Genomic DNA, 20814 nt, shown 5'->3' with positions numbered 1-20814 from the left:
AGTACCCCTACATAAACAAAAAGCAAAATCTTCTTGAATCCCCTTTCCCCTTTGGGTTCTATTCTTATTAAGCAGGGAAAATCGATTGAACTATGCTCTATAAATCAAGTAGTTAATTTAGTATCATTATAAAATAGACGTTCAGCAACTGGAAAGCGATCATATCCATGAAAGATTTGTAATTTTGTAGCCTCAAAAAATAAACAAAGATGTTTCAAATCGGTCAAGCCTTAGTATCAGAAGATATATTAGAAAAAGAATTTGTGTGCAACCTAACGGCTTGTAAAGGTCAGTGTTGCATTGATGGAGATGCTGGAGCCCCAGTAGAGAAGGAAGAAACGGCTATTTTAGATGAAATTTACGAAACAGTAAAACCCTATTTACGTCCAGAAGGCATTGCGGCTATTGAGCAACAGGGAACGTATATCATTGGAGAAGATGGCGAATACGAAACGCCTTTAATTCACGGAGGAGAATGTGCCTATGTTATTTACGACAAGGGCATGGCCTTGTGTGGAATTGAAAAAGCCTATTTAGAAGAGAAAATTGATTGGAAAAAACCCATTTCTTGTCACTTATATCCCATTCGAATCAAAGAATATTCTTCTTTTTCCGCAGTAAACTATCACAAATGGCATATTTGCAGTGATGCTTGTGCCTTAGGAAAAGAGTTAGAAGTTCCGGTATATAAATTTTTAAAAGATCCTTTGACGCGTAAATACGGTTCTGAATGGTATGAAGAATTGGAATTAGTTGCCAAAGAATACTATAAAAAATAAACTTATTTCACATATAGGGTCTGTTGTCCGTAGTCGAGAATTGCTTGACCTAATGCAAAGACATCAGACCCTATAATTCCGTGTACATTTTTGGTTTTGTATTCTGTGAGTGCAGTATTCACGTGACTCAAATCCAACAAAACGAAATTGAAGTCTTCTTTTTTCCAACGTCCCATTTGAATATGGTTGTGGTAACTTACTTGAGTAAGCATCCCATTAGCCCCAGCTCCAGAAGCCCTTGTTTCTGAATCCGAAGGAGTTAAATTAAAATGGCCGATACTTTGAAAGTCAATACAGCTGTTTGAAGCCCCTGTATCTAAGATAAAATCTCCCCATACACCATTTACTTTTACACGTACAAAAAGGTGGTTTGTTCGCGCTATTTTAAAGCGAATTTGTTTATAGCGTTCTTTTTTTAACCAATCTTTATAGTTTTCCATCAATTAAGTTTAGTTTTAATACTTTTTATAAGGTACTTTTGTAGTTTGAAAGATACTACTTTGTAGAATATTACCAAAGCATGATTTTTACCGATACTCATACACATCTCTATTCAGATGCATTTGCGGAAGATCGCAAAGAAACAATAAATCGCGCAATAACAAATGGAGTTACGCGTTTTTTTATACCTGCTATCGATTCAAGCTACGCGCAGGCGATGTTTGATTTGGAAGCGGCGTTTCCCAATTGCATTTTTTTGATGATGGGTTTACATCCTACAGATGTTAAGCCTGAAACGTATAAACAAGAATTGGCCTTTGTTGAACAAGAGTTAGCCCGTCGGAAATACTATGCCGTTGGGGAAATTGGGGTGGATTTATATTGGGATAAAACCACATTATCCATCCAGCAAGAAGCTTTTCAGCAGCAAATTCAACTGGCTAAGAAATATCAATTGCCCATCAACATTCACTGTAGAGATGCTTTTGATGAAGTTTTTGAAGTCTTGGAATTAGAAAAAGGCAAAGAGCTTCGCGGTATTTTTCACTGCTTCACAGGAACAGAAGAACAAGCACACCAAGCGATGCGTTACAATCTCAAATTGGGAATTGGCGGTGTAGCAACCTTCAAGAACGGAAAAATTGATCAGTTTTTACATAAAATACCGTTAGAGCATATCGTATTAGAAACTGATTCTCCGTATCTTGCACCAGTGCCTTTTCGAGGCAAAAGAAACGAGAGTGCTTATATTTTAAATATTGCTGAAAGGCTAGCTGAAATATACGAAGTTCCGTTAGAAACAATTGCAAACCAAACAACTGCGAATTCAAAAGCAATATTTGGTATATAATTGTAAAACATAGAAACATAACATTTAAGTTTACATAAATATTAAAAACACTAATGTCTAAGTTTGATTCAATACGCCATTATCACGATCACGAAGTAAACGAGGTTTTACAAAAAATCTCTAAACATCCTATGATCAAAGCGTTAATGGGATTTACTTTTCCAAATAAAACCGAACAGCAATGGATGGAAGATTTGAGTAAAGTGACTTCCATTCAGCAATTTCAAGAAGATTTTGCTTACTACTCTATTCTTAGAATTCTAGAAAAAAGTTCCAATGGACTTTCTACTTCTGGATTTGAGAAATTGGAAAAAGATACGGCTTATTTATATATATCTAATCACCGTGACATTATCATGGATACATCTTTATTGAATGTAACTTTAAAGGATCACGGCTTGACCATGACGGCTTCTGCTATTGGGGACAACTTAGTACAGAAATCGTTTTTACTGGCTTTAGCTAAAGTAAACCGCAACTTCTTAGTGCGTAGAAAACTAACTCCAAGAGAGCTTTTAGAAAGTTCTCGTTTGATGTCAGAATACATTCACCAACTCATTGTGGAAGAAAATCGTTCCGTATGGATTGCCCAGCGTGAAGGTCGTACAAAAGATGGCAATGATTCTACTCATACCGGTGTTTTAAAAATGATTGGTATGGACGCAGGAGAGGAAAATTTGATGGATTACTTCAAACATTTAAAAATTGTTCCTGTTTCTATTTCATACGAATACGATCCTACTGATGCTTTAAAAATGCCACAGCTCTTAGCGATTGCTAATAATGAGACGTACATTAAAGAGAAAAATGAGGATTTCGTCAATTTATACAGTGGTATTATTGGTCAAAAGAAAGGGATTCACATTCACGTTGGGGATGTGATTGACACGGAATTAGATCAGATTAAAGCCATTGCAGATAAACCGAATAAACAATTACAAGCCTTAGCTCAGGTGATTGATCACTCGATTATTACGAATTATCACCTCTGGCCAACGAATTATATTGCTTATGACATTCTAAACAACACGGATAAATTCTCCGATCGCTATAGCGAAAAGGAAAAACAGTTGTTTGAACGTCGTTTAGAACTACGCGTCAACAAACAAGAGCAAAAAGTGGTGGACAACTTCTTAGCGATGTATGCAAATCCTGTAGTGAATAAATTAAAGTTACAAGATGAACAATAAGCCTTCTATTTTACTAATCTATACGGGTGGAACAATCGGTATGGTTAAAGACTTTAAAACGGGTGCTTTGCGCGCGTTTAACTTTAATCAATTGGTGGAGCGCATTCCCGAATTGCATTTGTTGGATTGTGCGATAGAAACTTATTCCTTTGATGTGCCGATTGATTCGTCGGATATGCAACCGGATTTATGGGTTCAGATGGCGAGTATCGTAGAAGACAATTACGATCGCTTTGATGGATTTGTCATTTTACACGGATCGGATACCATGTCGTATTCTGCATCAGCTTTGAGTTTTATGTTAGAGAATGTGCACAAGCCAGTCATCTTGACGGGATCTCAACTGCCAATCGGCGATTTGCGCACGGATGCAAAGGAAAATCTAATTACAGCCATTCAAATTGCGGCATTACAAGAGGATAACACGCCCGTAATCCAAGAAGTTTGCTTGTATTTTGAATATAAATTATACCGCGGTAACCGCACTTCTAAAGTCAGTGCGGAACTATTTAATGCCTTTACCTCTCCCAATGTTCCACATTTGGCAGAATCGGGAGTGAATTTGCGCATCAACCATTCGTTATTGTTACAAAAACCATTATCTTTGCCGCTGACCGTTCACAAAAAGATGTCGCGCAATGTGATGATTTTGCGTTTGTTTCCGGGGATTCAACAACAGGTTTTGGAAGCTATTTTAGCCATTCCAAATTTAGAGGGAATCATCTTAGAGACTTACGGTGCGGGAAATGCTCCAACAGAGCCTTGGTTCTTAGAGACGTTGCGTTGTGCAACTCAAAAAGGACTGAAGATTGTCAATGTGACGCAGTGTTCGAGTGGAAGTGTGATGATGGGGAAATACGAAACGAGTACTGAATTAAAAGAGATTGGCGTTATTTCGGGTAAAGATATTACGACAGAAGCAGCGATTACCAAGTTGATGTTTTTATTAGCTCAACCCCATGTTCAAGATTTTAAATTAGCTTTTGAGACGCCAATTTGCGGCGAGATGGAAGTTTAATATAGAGAGAGGTGGCCGAGTGGTCGAAGGCGCACGCCTGGAAAGTGTGTATACGGCAACGTATCGAGGGTTCGAATCCCTTCCTCTCTGCAAGGAAAACCACCAACGGATGTTGGTGGTTTTTTTATTTGTATAAGCCTCTTATAATCAATACTTAGTATATTTTACCCTTACTTTCTACTATTTGTAGGGATATGTAGTTTTATTGTTTGGAGGTTGCAAGATAGGTTGCATGTTTTTTTCTGAGGTTGCATACTAATTTTTACTTATTTTAGCATTATACAGTTTTTTTAAAAAAATAATTTCAACAAAACATAAAAATAGTATTAACAATAAAGTGAAAAAATGGATAAATTTCAAACAAAGGACGTATTTGGCATTCAAAGAGATATCCCCTTAAACTACATTGAAAGAGAAGCAGATAAAATATTTATTGATTCCTTAGATCGAGGACATCACATTGTCATTTTTGGAAGTTCTAAACAAGGAAAAACTTGTTTGAGAAAAAAGAATCTCAATGATAAAGATTATATCACTGTTCATTGTGATAATAAAATGGATTTATACAATCTTAATATAAATATATTAAAACAAGCTGGATTCACTGTCCAAATCTCAGAAACAAAAACTATAAGTGGTAAAGCAAAAATCAGAGTTGGTTTTGGTTGGAATCTCTTTGGCAAAGCTGATTTTGATAGTGAACTTGAAGGTGAAAAAGGAAATGAAAAGGAATATAAACCATTAGAGCTAGATCCAGAAGATATTAATGACATTATCAAGGCTTTAAATAGTCTAGATTTCAACAAATACATAGTTATAGAAGATTTTCATTATTTGAAAGATGAGACTCAAGTAGATTTTGCTATAGAATTAAAGGCTTTTCATGAAAATTCAAAATTCACATTCATAATAGTTGGGGTGTGGCTTGAAGAAAATAGATTAATTGCATTGAATGGAGACTTATCAGGTAGAGTAAAATCCGTAAATGCAGACGAATGGACAGATCAAAACTTATTAGATTTAATTGCTACTGGAGAAGAATTATTAAACATTACTATTCCTGAAAACGAAAAAATAAAGTTAATAGAAAAAAGCTTAAATAACGTATACATTGTACAAGAAGTTTGTTATGAAATAAGTATAGAAAATGGTATAAAAGAACAATCTGACCAAACAGTTCTTATCAATTGTACTAATCTTGAGAATATTATTTCTAAAGTAATATCACAGCATTCTGGTCGATACAACAATTTGCTAACAAATATTTCTGAAGGTTTTCAATCAACAGAACTTGAAATGCATAAATGGATAATGTACGCAATACTTAAATCAGATATTGAAAAATTAGAAATCGGTCTCAAAAGAAATGAAATAAATATTCTACTACAAGCAGAGCATCCTAAAAAGCAAGATTTAAATCCTGGAAATTTAACTCAAGCCTTGAAATCTATAGCATCATTACAAGTTAAAAAAAACACAATCCCAATTATTATTGACTATGATAGTAGTAATTTAAAATTAAATATTGTAGACAAGGGCTTCTTAATTTGGTTATCTGATCAAGATAAGGATGAATTAATTACAGAAATTGGTCTATAAATATTTTTAAAAAAAACAAACTATGGAAATACATAAATTAAATTTGTTGTTTATTATTTCTAGGAGTAGTTTAAATAAACAAGGCTTAGCTCCTATTACCTGTAGGCTAACCTATAAAGAACAAAGAAAGCAATTTGCTACAGGACTATTCATAAAACCTATACACCGGCAAAACTCTAAACAAAGAGCCCATCCTCCCAATGAGGAAAACAATTTTATCCATACGCAAGTAAGCCTGATACAGATAGCTTTGCTTACTTTTTACAGTAGTAAAATTCAAAATAAAATTTAATTGTTAAATATCTAAAAAAAGAATAATAACGCTATACTTCCTGTTTTCATCATAGTAAATAATTTAAAATAAGTTAATTTTGCATAATATTAAAACATACTTTACAAACAAAATTCTTATTATGAAAAAGCTAGTTTTCTTTTCCTTTTTACTTACCTCTATTTTCCTTCAAAGTTGTAGCGTGATGAAGGTATCGGACAAAAAAGCAAATGGTTATTTTACAGCCACAAAATCCGCTAAAATACTGACTGAACTTCCCTTTGAATTAGATGACAATAAACAGTTATTAGTTGTGCAGAATGAACCTTTTATGAAAGGTATGGCTGAGAAGATAGGTTATTTTGATCAAGTAATAACTTTTGACGAACTAGAGAAAGAAATCATCAAAGCCAATATGCAGGATGAAGTTGGTTCCTTAATTGGAAAAATAGGCATCAATACAGCCTATAGAAAATACAAGAAATTCCTTTTCCTAAAAATTGAACGTGAAGATAAAAACAGAATCCAGTTAAAGTTAATTAATCCTGAAACTTTTGAGGAGATCTTTATTGCCGACACAAAATTTGATTTAGTTTGGGCAGGAGTAAATGACAATAACACCTTTAATCCTTTGTTTAATGCTTTGATTCAATATATCAAATCTAATTCAAACACTTTCCATTAACAGCTCCTTGCTTTAGGCATCCACATAAAATTAAAATAGAGCTCCAAGTATAAAACACTAAAAACTATCCAAAATGGGTAGTTTTTAGTGTTTTATATCTTGTTGCAAACAAAAGGGCTATTCTAGTGAAAAGCGAAGCGGAGGTAATCCCTTTTAAAGATAAACCTCGTAGAAAACTCTGCTTTTCTAAGAGACGTTACAAATAAAAAAACAAGCTCGAATGCAATGAGAGCGTGGTTTTTCTTGTGAAAAAGCCCCTTAATGCAAGCCTGATTAAAACATTATTTTAGCAGTATCGGTGCGTTATTCGTTTCATTGGCATCTAAATCGATTTTAAGACTATCAAACTGTTTCAATACATGCTCTTGATTTAAAGGAACTGATAAATAAAAAATAGAATCTCTTTGCTCTACCGTGTTATAGTGCTTAATCGTAGTCTGACACGAACAGATTACTACGATAGAAAATAGTAAAAAAAACTTCATGATATCCTATATTTTCAACTAAATGCAAGTATACCGTCAAAACAAAAATTCATCAAAACTTGTGTAGCCTTACTTGCTGCAGTAAAACTCCCATCACTTCCATATGTACCATAGATACCACAAGTTCTATCTCCTTTTGTGTAGAAGTAATAACCATCTCTATCTCCACTCCTAGTTGTTATCACGAGGGCAGAATAATAAAAATCACTTGTATTCGAAATCACAGCATACTTTTGAACAACACCATAACCTATATCGCCTGTATCATTATTATACATAATCACCACTTCGAAAAGGTTAGACTCAATAACGAACGGATGCAAGGATTTTATTTTAACATCACGCATCACATCCTTCTTAAATTGTAAATTATAATCTATTACAATCTGTTGATTACTTGATGGTACATTTTTTCCTTTCTCACTTGCATAGGAAAAAAGAAAACCCATCCCCAATAAAATTAAAACTAACTTTCTCATGACTTAAAGAATTAGAATTACTATATCCATTCAGCCACAAAAAACAATCCAAAATGTAAAAAAATTTACATCTTTTATGCAATGACACATCTCTCTTTCTATATTGAAACTGATTACCTAAATAAAGAGCATCTTTTATTTTTTGATGCGTTTGATTAAAATGATTGATTTATTCAGCCAAAATCGAATAAATCGCGGTATCCACGAACTTCCCCCCGTGAAACTCACTTTCTTTAAAATACGCTTCTCTTTCAAAACCGCATTTTTCCAACACGCGTTGTGAGCCTATATTGTCAGGGTAAATCACGGCTTCAATGGAGTGAAATCCCAAAGTAGAAAATCCAAAATCAAGCAAAGCTTTCAAAGCTTCTGGTGCATACCCTTTTCCGTAAAATTCTGGCAAAAGCATATAACCCGTTTCCGTGCGATAATGTTGTAGTTTCATGCGGTAAAATCCGATGGTTCCGATCATTTGTCCCGTTTCTTTTAGGGTAATCGACCAATTGATACACTCTTTATTATCCATGCGTTCTTGAAGGGATAGAATGTAATCTTCCGCCTCACTTACTTCCGTTGCCAAAGGAACTGGAATATACTTCATCACCTCAGCACTAGCACGCATGGCAAATACTTCAGTTGCATCAGTCAACACGGTTTGTCTCAGGAACAAACGTTGCGTTTCCAATTGAGGAAATTCAGGTAAGTGTATTTCTAACATCATGATAAACTCTTGTATAACGCTTAAAAGTAAGGAAAAACTCTGGTTCTCATATAAAAATGAATACTGCAAATTTTTATTTCACCCTCCTTCAATACCAAAATCCTTATCTTTAGCCTATTAAAATTGCTATTTATCCTTTCAAAATTATGATACTACAACTTCATAAAAAAATAGTCCTTTGGGCCTATCTTCTTTTCTTTTCTATGTTTTTAGTGAGCTGTTCAAAATCATACGAAATTGAAAATCAATATGTAACCGCAACAGTACCCTATGCCTATCAGGACCTGACCGATTTTGTTCAGAACGACGTTCTATACTTGGATTCCTATAAACTCAATGGATTAGAGAGTATCTTTGCCATTGACAATATCCAAGACTTACTCATCCAACCCAACAGTCAAACTATTTTAGAAGACACACCGGTTGAAGTGTTAGCCCGTCGATTGCGCAGCATTGAAAGAGAATCACATGAACCCGATTTTCCTTGGAAGAACTTCAAAATTTTAGAGGAACCCAAAGCCACTACATTTAAAGGGCGTCCCGCAGCAGAGGCAACTTTTGACGTGGTTGAATATGTCAATCGCATTGACGATACCATTTCAAAGCGAGTAAAACGCCTGGTTATTTTTGTAGATGATGATTTGTGGAATATTGTATTGGCTCCTTCCGAATCGAAATATTATAAGGATGAAATGGAAATTTTTGAAACGATATTAGAAAGTCTTGAAATAAAAAAATATGATTCAAAAAATTAGTACCCTCTGTTTATTATTTTTATCTGTTATTAGCTTTGGTCAGATTACGGAATTTAAAGCTCCTTCTTATCCAACCATTGAAAAGAAGATTCAGGATCCCTCTTCTGAGTATTACTATCCTCAGCTGATGCAACAATTCAAAACTGGAACAACTCCCCTTACTGCAGAACAATATGAGTATCTGTATTATGGGTATGTATTTCAAACTGCTTATGATCCGCAGTGGATTTTTTCGAAAGAGCAAGAACTTCAAGCCTATTATCAAAAAGATCCAGATACGGAAGATATACCTCGTCTTAAAATCTTACTCCAAGAAGTATTAGATGAATTTCCCTTTGAATTTACAGCCATGATGTTTCTTTCCTATGTTTATCACCTCGATGGAGAAGAAGAACAATCGGCATTACTTTCCAAACACTTTGAGGGATTTGCTGTAGCCATTAGTAGATCCGGTAACGGACTGACTTGTGAAACAGCTATGCATGTCATTTCAGCATCTCACGAACATCATATGCTCCAATTATTCGATTTAGAAACAACGGGACAGACTTTTGATGGCACTTGCGATTTCTTACAATTCGACCCTGAATATTATACTATTCCAGGACTCTATTTCAATGTTAGTACATTGCATAAAAAAGGCTTAGATTTACAATAATTCAACCAAGGCAGGGGCTATTTACCGATTACCTCTAAAAAAAGAAATAACGATGAATAAATTAGAAAAAACAGCCGAACTACTAGATGAAACCTTATTTTGGAATCTTGTAGAAGCTTCCTTACAACATTCAACCGATCAAGATGCACAAGAAGCTTATCTCATTCAAGCCTTAGAACAATTAACGCCTAAGGAAATGATTGGCTTTCGCTTGCGCACGGATCAATTGCTTTATGATACGTACAACAGTACCATGTGGTGTGCGGGTTATTTAATGAATGGCGGTTGCTCAGATGATGGATTTGAATATTTTAGAAATTGGGTAATTTCGAAGGGCAAAGACGTGTATTACCAAACAAAAGAAAACCCAGATAGCTTAATTCATTTAAAAGATCAAGCGGAAGATGAGCTTTTTGACTTTGAAAGTTTTTGGTATGTCGCTTTAGAAGCCTTTGAAAACAAAACAGGTGAAGAGCTCTACGATTATATAGACGAAGATCAAGTGGAATTCAATGAGGGAAATTATCCTTCTTTTGAATTTGATTGGAGTGATGAACAACCCGAAAGCATGCAGAAACTATGTCCTCAACTATTTGAGCATTTTTGGAATTAATTTTCACGATATAAACACTTTAAACATCTAACATACAACACACAAACTATGAAATATTTCCTTTTAGGAGGCTCTTTTTTACTTCTTATGCTATTAACTAGTTGTAGCTTTTGGTCTAATTCTTCTACCTATACAGAAACAACTAAAACTTTTGTTGAAGCATTAAAACAAGATGATTTTGATACTTGCATCTCCAAGATGCAAATCGAAAACAACCAAGGGGAACGCTTAAATACTGATACATTACGTTTACAATTCAAACATTTCAAAGGTTTACTTCAGGAGCATTTTGGAACAGACCCTTATGAATATTCTCTCGTTAAATGGCAAAAGACACTCTCAACGAATCCGGAGGAAAGTACACCTCCCAATACAACAAGAGCCTTTGTTGAATTCAACAATGGAAGTGATCTTGGGGTATTTCAACTACTATTTGACGATTCTTCGAAGAAGATTATTGATATTCGCACCCTTGATGTCAAAGTAAGTAAACCTGATTTACTTTTATTTTGGTTAACTGCTCTTATTCCTTTAGCCGTTTTACTATTTAATATCTACGTTATACGAGAAATTAAGCGCAGTAACTTACAGAAAAAATGGTTAAAATACCTCGCTGTTATTCTTTTGAATGTCCCTTCTTTTACCTATGCTGCTGTTGGAGGAGTAACCTTCCAATTACTACATTTCCAGTTTCTATTGGGGGTTGGTTTTAGTGGTAATGGGATAATAGAATCTGCTTGGACTGTTGGTATTCCACTGGGTGGATTATATTGGATTTGGCAGTTGAAGATGTGGAAATAATTAAATGTTCCGTTTCTAAATTTTAAAATAATGCAAAAACAATTTAGCTCTTTAGCAGAGTGGCAGAAAATACTTGATCAAGCTGAAACTGCAACACGTGACCTACTTTATGAAATTGCAAGTCACCTTGATCACGGCTATGTAATCAATGAAGAAGAACGCATTGAAGTGGATCAACACAAAGCCTTTCATTTCTATCAAAAAGCGGCACAAAAAGGCGATATTGATGCTACAATTCGATTAGCTGATTTCTATAGCGAAGGTTTATACTGTAAAAAAGATATAGCCTTAGCCCTTAACCTATATCAAATAGGCATTGATAATAATTGAGGATATGCCGCATTGAATAAGGCTTTAATTTATCGCGATCTTGAAGATTATACCAAAGCTTTTTCCCTTTATCAAATAGCCCAAACCATAGATAAAGCACCTTCTATCGAAGTTGCCTATTGCCATTATTATGGACTAGGCACATCAATCAACAAAGAAAAAGCCTTTATTATTTTTGAAACGATTGTGAACAACGATTCTGAAAACAATAACACAGGCTATGAAATTGACGATGCCAATTATTATTTAGGTCTCTATTATTTAGAAGGCGTATACATAGAAAAATCAATCGAAAAAGCGAGATTTTACTTTGAAAAAGCAAATCGCAATCAAGACCATCGACCTGCTAACGAACTATTATTATTAATACGAAAAACATGAAACGACAAATCTCCTTCCTATTCTTCTTTATTTCGATTAGCTTGTTTAGTCAAGAAATAAGCCAATTAGGTTTGACAGATGATCCTGTTTTGACGCTAGAAGAAGCCCAATATTTCATACAACACATGAGCGAAGAACAACGACAAGGTATAGATCTAACGAACAAAAAAGTTCTTTTTGTTACGGGTTCTTCTGGAGGAAGATTGATTAGCAAATCGACCTATTTTAAGAACATTGCACTGAACAATGAAACAGATGATAGTCTAAGAGGCAGCTGGATTTTTGAACTAACGGAAAAGGAGAAAATCAATTCTGGCGGTTATGACATTTTTATTACGCATTGGTGCAAAACGATATTAAATAACAATAGAAAAAAACATATAAAAACGGCGGCAAAAACGGAACAAATGTCTCTTTTAGATAAGTAAGCACCACCTAGATTACAATTAAAACTTTGGGGATTAACTGTAGTCACCATTTCCTATACCATAAAACGAAAAGAATAAATTGCTCCTATTTTAGTACCAAAATCTAGTATATTAGTTTCAAAAATATATACAGTAATTTTCATAACTCTTCTATTCCATGCGTGATGTGCTCTTCTACGATCAAACCCGATATCCTAAAATAGCACGACTAGCTATCGCTATACCTTTAATCCTTATTCTTATACTTTGTTATACTTATGCTCAGGAAACAATCTTCATATCTCTACTGGGATTTGTATTTATTATCTTAATCGTAAGTGCCTATTATATGTATAAATCTGGTTTAGTAATTCAACTTTCAGAAGAAGGTGTATCCTATACATTATACTCTTTTTCGAAAAAATCCAACCATATACCCTTATCCGATATCCAACAAATCGCACTCACAGCTTTAGATTACACCTCTAAATTTGGAGGATGGGGATATCGAAAAAATAAAAATGGAGAGGCCTTTATATTTAATGATGGACTTTTTTTACACGTACAAACAGCTCATCAAGTATATTATTTCTCCATCTCTGATGCCCAAAAAAAGGCGTGTCGAAATCTACTTGAACAATACTCGCTACCCTATACAAAAAAAGAATAACATCGATGTTATTCTTTTTTTGTATGTTGAAACAGCCAATTATATAAATCAATATGGCGGTATAAATCTTCTACACTTCCGTGATTTCCCCCTTTGACCACCTGTAGCTCAATGGGTGCCTTCGGTTTACAATTTTGAATAGCCGTCATAATCTTCTTAGATTCTTTGAGTGGTACAATAAAATCTTTATCTCCGTGGATTAACTTAATTGGAAGACTCGTCAGATTACACGCATCTTGGGCTTCTCCTCCTCCGCAAATGGCAATTGCAGCGGCAAGGCGATTGGCATATTTACTGGCGTACTTCATCGTTCCATAGCCCCCTAAACTCATTCCAGTGACATAAATGCGACTCTCATCAATGGCATAGTGTTCAATCATATACTGAACGACCTCATCTACTTTATCGGGATTCCACGGTCCTGAAGGCAATTGAGGAGCAACCAAATAAGCAGGGAGTTTCAATCCCTTTTCAATTCCTCTTAAAGGACCATAACGCTTAACACGCTCAATATTAGTCCCCGATAAACTTCGGCCGTGTAAAAAGATAACCAAGGGATTTTTCTCTTGTACTACACTGGGTTCATTGACCCAAAACGGATAGGTCGTTTGATCCAAAATAGCCTGTGGTTGTGCTGATAACGTAAAGGAAATCAACCCCATAAGTAAAACAAATAAACGCATAGAATTTTTATCTAAATATAGTTGTATTCAAACATAAAATACAGAAAAAACAACAATTATTGTATTTTCTATTTGAACTCATCTTGACTTTTTTGATTGAAGTGAAAATTAGTTATTTTGAGACTGATCAAAGGCATTTTTTAATTGCATAGCAGGGCTACGGAATGAAAAAATGGCAAAAAGCAGGCTCAAAAGAACAATTTTTTAACCAATTAGAGAAAGTCAAGATGAGTTCTTTATGTACATGAACAAAATAATAGATCAATATGCAAGGGTATTAGGATAATCAGCACAACATTCAAGAAAACCGCCATCAATATTATGTTAATAATTACATAAACAATTTAACACAATAGAAATATATTCTATTTTTAAACATCAACCAAAAATATACTTCAATAATAAATGAAAAAATTACTTAAGACCTCATTCATCGCAAGCCTTAGTTTATTTCTATTCAATTGTAGTTCGGATGATAGCACAGCTATTATAGAAGGACCATGCCCTGGACCAGAGCCTATTGAGACGGAAAAAACATACTATCTCAGTGCCATCGAACAAAATTATTATGATGAGGATGAAGAATCCAATGAAAAATATCTACTTCATGTCAATTATAAGTTAGACTATGATGCTGATTTTAAATTAAATAAAATTTTATATACTGATACGGGTTATACTAACAATGAAATAGTTAGAGAGCAATCCTTAGAAATGCATCATACGTTAGATGAAAACGGAAAATTACAATCGTTTACTCTTAAAAATGGCGCTACTATAATAGAAGAATATACGTATACTTATGCCACTAATTTATTACAATCAGCCAATTACAATTTAGTAGCACAAGGAGGTGCTTTTACATCGAAATTTAGCTACAATCAAAAGAAACAAATGATTTCCAATACCGCATCAGCAGCTAATTTACTCATTGACTATTCATACAATACAAACAATCAAATCAATCAATTCAAAGCTAACGGTCAGGTAATTAAATTAACCTATGACGATAAAATATCGCCTTTTTACAATCTTCCTTTTGACTTGACTAGTTTGATAATTAATTTCAACTACATATTTCCTTATACTTATACATTTCCTAATAATATAACTTCTTTTACTACTGGAAACGAAGTGGCGGATGTTGATTTTACCTATAATGAAGTCAATTTACCTACAAAAGCAATCTATTACGATGGAAAGAGAGAAGATAATATAGTCGCCTTTGACGTCACTTATACTTACACGGTCAAAGAAACAGCAGTGCAACCATAAGATACTCCAAGAACCGATTAGTCTACTAATCGGTTTTTTATTGCTCACACCAAGCCTTTAAATCGCTCCAAGCTTTTAATTTTTCTTCAAAAGACATCCGTGCATTGGCACCACTGGGAGAAGGTAAAGTAATGGTTTGCAACCCGTTTATTTTACCAATATACTTTTTAAAGTATTGTTCTGCCTTTTGGCTAGAAAATATCAGCGTGTGAATGCTCGGATAGTCTCGAATCAACTGCTGAATATCATTGGGGGATTCTCCTTGGATAGCGGAATCTAAACTTCCCTCCCGTTCACAGGACTGTAAAACATCCCAAAGCGCTAAATGATTGGATTGAATCAAGGCTATTTTATCTTCATAATTAGCAGATAACGGCTGTTCAAAAACAGCAAAGAGAAGCTTCCAAAATACATTTTGCTTATTGCCGTAATATTCTTGTTGTGCTATCGATTTGACACTGGGCATTGTACCCAAAATTAGAACTTTAGGTTTTGCACTAAGTAAAGGCTTAAAAGATTGTATACGCGTATTCTTCATTCGTGATGCTCTTCTATTACAGGTGAATTTGACGATAGTGCTTGGGGGTTTCTCCCACATACGTCTTAAAGTAACGACAAAACGTAGTGGAATCGGCAAAATGCAACTGCTCGGCTATTTGATAAATAGGGTAATCCGTAGCCGTTAAATAAGTTTTCGCCTTGATGATAACCAATTCCGTAATCACTTTTGATATGGATTTTCCTGTCCGCTGACGAATTAAGGTTGTCAAGTATTTAGGGCTTAATTTCAGTTGATCCGCGTAGAAGTTAACTGATTTCTCCACGAGATAATATTGGTGAAGTAAATTGTAAAACTGAAATACAATGATATCCTTACGCGAACTTGGTTGCATGGCTTGTTCTTCTTGTTGATAGACTCGATTGATATGCGCAATGAAAGAATACAGTAAATAACGCTTAGCATCGGCTTGAAAAATAGAGTTTATCGACTCTTGTTGTCGAAAAAGTCCAATATAATGTTCAAAAAGAGCTTGGTCTTCGAGTTCTAAAACGACCAACGGTTGTTCCACCAAAACATTTAAAAAATTGTAATTGGTTGGCAGAATCATCTCGTCAATGGTGCGAAAACTAAACACCAGGTGTACACACTGAAAATCATCACTTGATTGTTGACTCGACACCAAACTTTGAGGCAGCAACGTCAACAACGTTCCCGGAGAAACAAAATAGTTCGTTGCATTAATCGCCACATTTGTTGTTCCTGAAAAACAATAGGATAAAACAATTTGTCCTTCTTGTTGAACAGCAGCGGAATTCCGCAAATAAAAAAGTTCATTAGAAGCTAGTACTTGAATATGTTTCACTTTTTATTCTTCTTTTCATACAAATATAACCTTTTGCATATAATATGAATCGAATCATCGATACTTATTTCAACTGAAAACAAGTACTTTGTACATTATAATTGTATTTATGCAGATCAAACAAATTAATATAAACGACAAAACATACACTTTGCACATTGCTTATCAAGCAAATGAAACATTGAGAAAATCCTTTAACGCTATGACGTTTGATTTTTGGGAATTCACTTTTGAACCCTACTATCTATCAGGCTATTGGGATGACAGTTGTCTTATTTTTTCTTTATTTGAAGAGGAGACTATTGTTGCCCATACCACCTTGAGCTTATTCCATACGCATACTCCTGAAAAACAGCTTTTCCTTGGTCAGCTGGGCACGGTTATGACTGCTCCTACACATACTAAACAAGGGCTTTCACGTTTTTTAATGGAGTATATCTTTGACGCTTATCGCGATCAATTGGATGGATACTTTTTATTTGCCAATGAAACGGTTTTGGATTTTTATCCCAAGTTTGGATTTGTTGCAGTACCAGAATTTCAAGCGTCAAAGAAGTTTCAGAAACAACCGAGTGCGCATGAAATCCGACGATTAAATCTCACTAACGATTCCGATTTACAGTTATTTCAACACTACCTCAAACACGGACAAACAGCTTGTCGTTTTGATACTCGAAGCTATGGTTTAGCTCATTTTTACTGTTATGCCAATGCAGACTTTGGTTTTGCTGATTCGATTTACGTCATTCCCGAATTGGAAACCTTGCTCCTTGCACAACAAGAAGAGGACAATTTATTAATTTACCAGGTCTATTACCTCAACGAGAATCAAGTGGATAAAGCCTTCAACGCATTAGCCACTGAAAGTACAACTCAAATCACATTAGGTTATACGCCAACAACGGGGGATTATGTATTTCATCCGTATCGAGAAGAGGATTTAACGCTTTTCGTCACATCCTCCCTCCTTCCTTATTTCACAGCACAACAAACGATGATTCCATTGTTATCACATACTTAAAAAGGAGAGCTGTAGCTCTCCTTTTATCTTTATGGAATAATTTGTTCCGCTCTTAACTTCTGAAATAAATCAAAAAACGAATCAAGTGTTGTTTGATAGGCTGAAAAGCCTAATTTCCTACTTTTTGACATATCGGTCACAACTTCAAGCGGTCGACCTAAATCTAAATCTGTATGCCAAGGGGAGGCTACTTTAGCTAATGTCGTTACTTTGAGTTTCTGGGTTTGTGCCAATTCCTCCCAAATTTGCTCTTTTCCCTCTAACTGCTGTTCTAGCGGACGAATGCTTCCATGAAATCCTTCTGCTTCTACCCCAAACCAAGACGCTAATTCAAACCACAGTTGATTCCATCGAAAAACATCTCCATTGACCACATTGAATGCTTGATTAGCAGCTAGTTCTTCCTGTGCGGCCCACACCAACTGCTTGGCCAACATCTTGGCATCCGTAACATCGGATATTCCCTTCCATTGTGCTTCCGAACCGGGCCAAATCATGGGCTTTCCTTCCGCCTTACACAAACTTGCATAGACAGCCAATGTAGTTCCTATGTTCATTAGGTTGGTTCCTTTTGCACTTCCAACAATTGTATGCGGTCGGTGAATACTCCAAGTAAAGCCATCTCTAGCTGCTGCTGCATACACCTCATCTTCTTGTGCATAATAAAAATTGGGAAGATTCAAACGTGGATGTTCTTCTTTCACTGGAGTTATCGGTAGTGTTCCACTTTTTGCATAAGCGTCAAAGGGACCCAAATAATGTTTCAATCCAGTAACTAAAGCTACGTGTTTGACACTTTTTTTGGGCGATAAAAGGGTTAATACATCGCGCACAAAACCGCGGTTCAACTCAATATTCTCCTCTTCTGAAGTTCCGCGCATCCAAGAAGTAAAAAATACATGGGTCGGTGTCAAATCTGCTAATGCCAATTGCAATTGAGAAAAATCGGAAAGATTTGCTTTTATTGGAATTATCCCTGCTATCCCAACATGAGGATTGCGCGATAATCCATACGTCTCCCATCCTTGATTCACTAATTCCTCAGCCAAATTGCTTCCCGCAATTCCACTGACGCCAATTATTAAGGCTTTGTTTTTCATCTGTTCAGTATTTATAAGAACAAAGTTAACCTGACCTTCTTTGTTATCCTTTGACCTAAAATAAGAACGAACCTTGATCTAAATCAAGGAGATTATTTTTTTTTATGCTTAATGCGACTGAATGTCTCAGGAGTTAATCCCAAAAAAGAAGCAAGTAAGCTTTGAGGAATTCGCTTTACCAATTCAGGATAGGTTTCCATTAAATGCAGGTATTTTTCCTCTGCAGAATACGTTTGTGCATAAACCAGTCGTTGATCTTTGGTTGCCAAACTCTTCTCATATACCAGGCGAAAATAGCGTTCCATTACGGGAACTTCATCTAACATTTGGTCATAATTAACACGAGATAAAAGCAAAAGTTCACAATCCTCTATCGCTTCAATGGCTAAGGTAGCAGGTGTTTGAAACAAAAAGCTCTGAAAATCGGCAATCCACCATCCTTCCCAACCAAAGAGGTTGATGTTTTCATTGCCCCTTTCATCCAAACTATACGATTTTAAAAGTCCTTGACTAATAAAGGTAAAATCCTTACATACCTCTTCTTCTTGCAATAAAAACTGGCGTTTTCGCAACTTTTTAAAACGGAAAAAGGACGCTATCTGTTCTCTTTCTGTTGACGTTAACTGAACTTTTTGTTCAATGTGTTTAAATAAGTTTTCGTAATGCATGATACACACAAAGATACAAATCCTTTAGGCGAAATGTGATCTTTTTCGACCTTCCTTTATAAATCCTCTCACACTTTTTACTAATCTTATCTCTTTTCTCCTACCTTTGTATAACACACGTAAAACAAAATAACATGCATAACTTAGACGACATAGATTTAAAGCTACTCAACTTATTATCAGAAAATTCCAATGTTACAACCAAGGAACTAGCTCAACAGGTTAATCTATCATCGACTCCAGTTTTTGAACGTGTAAAGCGATTGGAACAAGAAGGATTTATCAAAAAATACATCGCATTAATTGATGCAGAAAAACTCAATCGCGGTTTTGTTGTTTTCTGTAATGTCAAGCTCAAACAACATGAGCGTGTAATTAACAATAAGTTTATTGAAGATATACTCAATATTGAGGAAGTCGTGGAATGTTATAATATTTCAGGTGAATATGATTTTTTATTGAAAGTCTACGCCAATGATATGCGCCATTATCAAGACTTTGTTTTCAATAAATTGGCTATGGTAGACAGTATTGGAAGTACCCATAGTTCTTTTGTGATGCGCGAAATTAAAAATGACCACAACATCAAAATTAGTTTACTTTAACTCGGTAGAAAAATGAATCCGATTTTCCTAAACTGCCTACTTATTGTTGATGGAGAACGCGGAAAATTTTTAAATAAATGAACATGCCTTGTCCTTTGTTCAAGTATGAATGTTGAAATAAAAAATAGGCTTTTTACAAATTCGCTTAACTTTCAGCACATTAATTCTTAGTTTTGTAAGAAAAGAAAGTCTATGAAAAAAGTTATCTATTTATCGTTATTACTCGCTTTTATGGCAAGCTGTAATACCAAGGACAAATCTTCAGAGGCCTTGCAATTTGAGCAAAAAGAATTTGTTCAATCTTCAGACAACTGCCTTGAAGAAGAATGTACAACTATTAAACTGAGTCTTCCCGTAATGACCAATGAAGATCATGACGTTGCAGCAAAGATAAACCAACATCTTGTATCAGAAATCGATAATATCGTTGCGGTCGATGATGTAACGGCTAGGAGCACATCATTAGAAGAGCTTAGCAAAAATTATATTGCCAATTACAAGGCTTTTGTCGCTAAATATCCAGATGAAACCCTTCCGTGGAAGGCAGAAGTAGAGGGAGATATTACCTTTTACAATGCGGATTTGCTTTCTATAGCCCTTGAATACTATACTTTTGCGGGTGGAGCATACGGATTCAAAAGTGAAGTCGCTCTCAATTTCAATCCTAAAACAGGTGACTTGTACAAAGTAGAGGATTTAATTAGCAATTGGGAAGAATTGCAAAAACTCATGGCTTTGCAATTAAAAGATAAGATGGACATTTGGACGGAAAACAATCAGTTGAAATATCCAGAAAGCATTTTCTTTTATGAAGATAGTGTAGGATTTATTTACAATGCGGTGGATGACGACGCACATTACAACGGCCCAACTAAAATTGATTTTCCAAAAGAACGCGTTCTTCCTTTTTTAAAGATAGATTTAACCCCTGCAACAGCAGAAAAATAAAGCATTGACCCTTAACG

At 35.1% G+C, this 20814-nt stretch carries 28 protein-coding genes and 1 tRNA gene; 20 read left to right on the top strand and 9 right to left on the bottom strand.

All coding sequences use genetic code 11. The features are described 5' to 3' along the window. Positions 1–209 precede the first annotated feature (209 nt). Positions 210–779 carry a DUF3109 family protein gene (locus HX004_RS02075; RefSeq protein WP_286440665.1) on the top strand — a complete coding sequence of 190 codons (570 nt, stop codon included), beginning with the start codon at positions 210–212 and terminating at the stop codon, positions 777–779. A gap of 2 nt (positions 780–781) precedes the next feature. Here the strand turns inward: HX004_RS02075 and HX004_RS02070 are convergent, their stop codons facing one another. Further along, positions 782–1219, bottom strand: coding sequence for a retropepsin-like aspartic protease (locus HX004_RS02070; RefSeq protein ID WP_286440664.1), 438 nt, complete (start codon positions 1217–1219; stop codon positions 782–784). Between the two features lie 80 nt (positions 1220–1299). Here HX004_RS02070 and HX004_RS02065 point away from each other — a divergent pair, with 80 nt between their 5' ends. From HX004_RS02065 to HX004_RS02035, 7 genes are all read left to right on the top strand, one after another. Beyond that, positions 1300–2070 (top strand): TatD family hydrolase, encoded by a 771-nt coding sequence (locus HX004_RS02065; RefSeq protein WP_286440663.1) that lies wholly within the window; start codon positions 1300–1302, stop codon positions 2068–2070. A 53-nt stretch (positions 2071–2123) separates the two neighbouring features. After that, positions 2124–3260 (top strand): 1-acyl-sn-glycerol-3-phosphate acyltransferase, encoded by a 1137-nt coding sequence (locus HX004_RS02060; protein WP_286440662.1) that lies wholly within the window; start codon positions 2124–2126, stop codon positions 3258–3260. Further along, complete coding sequence (locus tag HX004_RS02055) at positions 3250–4278, top strand: asparaginase (protein WP_286440661.1); 1029 nt, start codon at positions 3250–3252, stop codon at positions 4276–4278. The genes HX004_RS02060 and HX004_RS02055 overlap by 11 nt, the downstream gene beginning before the upstream one ends. Positions 4279–4283: 5 nt before the next feature. Continuing rightward, positions 4284–4368, top strand: a tRNA-Ser gene (locus HX004_RS02050). Between the two features lie 255 nt (positions 4369–4623). Continuing rightward, positions 4624–5877: a hypothetical protein gene (locus HX004_RS02045; RefSeq protein WP_286440660.1), complete on the top strand. Its 1254-nt coding sequence runs from the start codon at positions 4624–4626 to the stop codon at positions 5875–5877. Between the two features lie 22 nt (positions 5878–5899). Then, positions 5900–6169, top strand: coding sequence for an Arm DNA-binding domain-containing protein (locus HX004_RS02040; protein ID WP_286440659.1), 270 nt, complete (start codon positions 5900–5902; stop codon positions 6167–6169). 121 nt (positions 6170–6290) lie between these two features. Then, positions 6291–6833: a hypothetical protein gene (locus HX004_RS02035; protein WP_286440658.1), complete on the top strand. Its 543-nt coding sequence runs from the start codon at positions 6291–6293 to the stop codon at positions 6831–6833. A gap of 281 nt (positions 6834–7114) precedes the next feature. Here HX004_RS02035 and HX004_RS02030 read toward each other — a convergent pair whose 3' ends face one another. From HX004_RS02030 to HX004_RS02020, 3 genes are all read right to left on the bottom strand, one after another. Then, positions 7115–7318 (bottom strand): hypothetical protein, encoded by a 204-nt coding sequence (locus HX004_RS02030; protein WP_286440657.1) that lies wholly within the window; start codon positions 7316–7318, stop codon positions 7115–7117. A gap of 14 nt (positions 7319–7332) precedes the next feature. Further along, on the bottom strand, positions 7333–7797 hold the full coding sequence (locus HX004_RS02025) for a hypothetical protein (protein WP_286440656.1): 465 nt from the start codon (positions 7795–7797) through the stop codon (positions 7333–7335). A 169-nt stretch (positions 7798–7966) separates the two neighbouring features. Next, entirely contained in the window at positions 7967–8518 is a 552-nt protein-coding gene (locus HX004_RS02020) for a GNAT family N-acetyltransferase (protein ID WP_286440655.1), read from the bottom strand. A 146-nt stretch (positions 8519–8664) separates the two neighbouring features. Here HX004_RS02020 and HX004_RS02015 point away from each other — a divergent pair, with 146 nt between their 5' ends. From HX004_RS02015 to HX004_RS01980, 8 genes are all read left to right on the top strand, one after another. Then, complete coding sequence (locus HX004_RS02015; protein ID WP_286440654.1) at positions 8665–9273, top strand: hypothetical protein; 609 nt, start codon at positions 8665–8667, stop codon at positions 9271–9273. Further along, the gene (locus tag HX004_RS02010) at positions 9257–9931 is read left to right on the top strand and encodes a DUF4919 domain-containing protein (RefSeq protein ID WP_286440653.1); all 675 of its coding nucleotides are present in this window, start codon (positions 9257–9259) and stop codon (positions 9929–9931) included. The genes HX004_RS02015 and HX004_RS02010 overlap by 17 nt, the downstream gene beginning before the upstream one ends. Before the next feature lie 52 nt (positions 9932–9983). After that, positions 9984–10544 carry a DUF4240 domain-containing protein gene (locus HX004_RS02005; RefSeq protein ID WP_286440652.1) on the top strand — a complete coding sequence of 187 codons (561 nt, stop codon included), beginning with the start codon at positions 9984–9986 and terminating at the stop codon, positions 10542–10544. Between the two features lie 48 nt (positions 10545–10592). Continuing rightward, the gene (locus HX004_RS02000) at positions 10593–11345 is read left to right on the top strand and encodes a hypothetical protein (RefSeq protein ID WP_286440650.1); all 753 of its coding nucleotides are present in this window, start codon (positions 10593–10595) and stop codon (positions 11343–11345) included. Between the two features lie 30 nt (positions 11346–11375). Beyond that, positions 11376–11675: an SEL1-like repeat protein gene (locus HX004_RS01995; protein ID WP_286440649.1), complete on the top strand. Its 300-nt coding sequence runs from the start codon at positions 11376–11378 to the stop codon at positions 11673–11675. A gap of 12 nt (positions 11676–11687) precedes the next feature. After that, positions 11688–12056, top strand: coding sequence for an SEL1-like repeat protein (locus HX004_RS01990; protein WP_286440648.1), 369 nt, complete (start codon positions 11688–11690; stop codon positions 12054–12056). Then, complete coding sequence (locus tag HX004_RS01985; protein ID WP_286440647.1) at positions 12053–12484, top strand: DUF8192 domain-containing protein; 432 nt, start codon at positions 12053–12055, stop codon at positions 12482–12484. The genes HX004_RS01990 and HX004_RS01985 overlap by 4 nt, the downstream gene beginning before the upstream one ends. A gap of 157 nt (positions 12485–12641) precedes the next feature. Then, a complete protein-coding gene (locus tag HX004_RS01980; RefSeq protein ID WP_286440646.1) occupies positions 12642–13133 on the top strand; it encodes a hypothetical protein in 492 nt (163 codons plus the stop codon). Between the two features lie 8 nt (positions 13134–13141). Here the strand turns inward: HX004_RS01980 and HX004_RS01975 are convergent, their stop codons facing one another. Beyond that, a complete protein-coding gene (locus tag HX004_RS01975) occupies positions 13142–13816 on the bottom strand; it encodes a carboxylesterase family protein (RefSeq protein WP_286440645.1) in 675 nt (224 codons plus the stop codon). Between the two features lie 405 nt (positions 13817–14221). Here HX004_RS01975 and HX004_RS01970 point away from each other — a divergent pair, with 405 nt between their 5' ends. After that, entirely contained in the window at positions 14222–15091 is an 870-nt protein-coding gene (locus tag HX004_RS01970; protein ID WP_286440644.1) for a hypothetical protein, read from the top strand. Between the two features lie 37 nt (positions 15092–15128). Here the strand turns inward: HX004_RS01970 and HX004_RS01965 are convergent, their stop codons facing one another. Both HX004_RS01965 and HX004_RS01960 read right to left on the bottom strand, forming a co-directional pair. Then, positions 15129–15629 (bottom strand): DNA-deoxyinosine glycosylase, encoded by a 501-nt coding sequence (locus HX004_RS01965; protein ID WP_286440643.1) that lies wholly within the window; start codon positions 15627–15629, stop codon positions 15129–15131. Between the two features lie 16 nt (positions 15630–15645). Further along, complete coding sequence (locus HX004_RS01960; RefSeq protein WP_286440642.1) at positions 15646–16455, bottom strand: helix-turn-helix domain-containing protein; 810 nt, start codon at positions 16453–16455, stop codon at positions 15646–15648. Between the two features lie 109 nt (positions 16456–16564). On the opposite strand from HX004_RS01960, the gene HX004_RS01955 reads away from it, so the two are divergent. Next, on the top strand, positions 16565–17476 hold the full coding sequence (locus tag HX004_RS01955; protein ID WP_286440641.1) for a GNAT family N-acetyltransferase: 912 nt from the start codon (positions 16565–16567) through the stop codon (positions 17474–17476). Between the two features lie 29 nt (positions 17477–17505). Here the strand turns inward: HX004_RS01955 and HX004_RS01950 are convergent, their stop codons facing one another. Both HX004_RS01950 and HX004_RS01945 read right to left on the bottom strand, forming a co-directional pair. Next, positions 17506–18576, bottom strand: a complete 1071-nt coding sequence (locus tag HX004_RS01950) for an SDR family oxidoreductase (RefSeq protein WP_286440640.1) — start codon at positions 18574–18576, stop codon at positions 17506–17508. Positions 18577–18668: 92 nt separating this feature from the next. Further along, positions 18669–19244, bottom strand: a complete 576-nt coding sequence (locus HX004_RS01945; RefSeq protein WP_286440639.1) for a Crp/Fnr family transcriptional regulator — start codon at positions 19242–19244, stop codon at positions 18669–18671. A 134-nt stretch (positions 19245–19378) separates the two neighbouring features. On the opposite strand from HX004_RS01945, the gene HX004_RS01940 reads away from it, so the two are divergent. After that, positions 19379–19849 carry an Lrp/AsnC family transcriptional regulator gene (locus HX004_RS01940; RefSeq protein ID WP_286440638.1) on the top strand — a complete coding sequence of 157 codons (471 nt, stop codon included), beginning with the start codon at positions 19379–19381 and terminating at the stop codon, positions 19847–19849. Between the two features lie 192 nt (positions 19850–20041). After that, entirely contained in the window at positions 20042–20797 is a 756-nt protein-coding gene (locus tag HX004_RS01935) for a PdaC/SigV domain-containing protein (protein WP_286440637.1), read from the top strand. Positions 20798–20814 lie beyond the last annotated feature (17 nt).

This window comes from Myroides sp. 1354, from assembly GCF_030324495.1.
Lineage (GTDB): Bacteria > Bacteroidota > Bacteroidia > Flavobacteriales > Flavobacteriaceae > Flavobacterium.
Note: the sequence above shows the minus strand (reverse complement) of the source record. Positions and strands in the feature narration are given on the sequence as shown.